Source organism: Thalassotalea sp. G20_0 (genome assembly GCF_017744175.1).
GTDB lineage: Bacteria > Pseudomonadota > Gammaproteobacteria > Pseudomonadales > Endozoicomonadaceae > Endozoicomonas.
Window position 1 is genome coordinate 1 of record NZ_JAGHQV010000246.1, and the last position, 1,058, is coordinate 1,058.

Below are 1,058 nucleotides of genomic sequence, written 5' to 3' on the forward strand. Positions count from 1 at the left end.
CAGCTCTCAGTTCGGCAGCCTTGGCGGTGACTGCCAGAGTTGGAGATGGCTTGACCATTTGCACGCGTTGGGATGGATGACCAGTCACAGTTTTCCTCGTTTATGGTTGTAACACTGAGAATTATAAAGCTGTTTGCCTTCCGCTATTGGCTGGAGAAGATCGCTTGAGTCTGTGTAAGCTCTCTGATGTTTGGTTAGACTTCCAATGGCGGAAACTATCTACCAATAGCTGTACTATAACGGTGATGAGTAGCAAGTATCCGACATGCGACCAACAGAAGGCATCATACACAATACGATGTACCGTTGATATGCGTTTGTCGGTTACCGTTGGCAAATTTTTTCTGCTCCAGATGGAAGGGTAGCATGAGTCGATCGTTTAAAGTTTCTTCCCGCTTCGGTCCCGCAGGTGATCAACCGGTTGCTATTGAACAGCTGGTCAAGGGCATTGATGCTGGCCTTGCCTGCCAAACATTACTGGGGGTAACAGGCTCCGGCAAGACCTTCACGGTGGCCAATGTGATCGAAAAAATACAGCGGCCGACGATCATCATGGCCCATAACAAGACACTGGCCGCACAACTCTACGGTGAGTTCAAGGAGTTCTTTCCAGACAATGCCGTGGAGTATTTTGTCTCCTACTATGACTATTACCAGCCAGAAGCTTACGTACCCACGTCAGATACCTATATCGAGAAAGATGCATCGGTTAATGAACATATTGAACAAATGCGTCTCTCTGCCACCAAGGCCCTGATGGAAAGACAGGATGCGATTATTGTGGCAACGGTTTCGGCCATTTATGGCCTGGGTGATCCACAGTCTTATCTGAAAATGATGATGCATCTGGACCGTGGTGACAGGGTGGATCAGCGAACAATTCTGCGGCGCCTGGCGGAATTGCAGTACACGCGCAACGATGCGGATTTTCGGCGGGCCACTTACCGTGTTCGTGGTGATGTTATTGATATTTTTCCCGCTGAATCGGAAAAAGAGGCGGTCCGTTTGGAGCTGTTTGACGATGAACTGGAAGCCATCAGCGAGTTTGATCCGTTGAC

At 49.1% G+C, this 1,058-nt stretch carries 1 protein-coding gene; it reads left to right on the plus strand.

Annotation, left to right across the window (positions count from 1 at the left end):
- Positions 1 to 366 precede the first annotated feature (366 nt).
- Positions 367 to 1,058 (plus strand): DEAD/DEAH box helicase family protein (locus J7438_RS25840; RefSeq protein ID WP_209278905.1); only part of this gene is annotated, 692 nt, incomplete at its 3' end.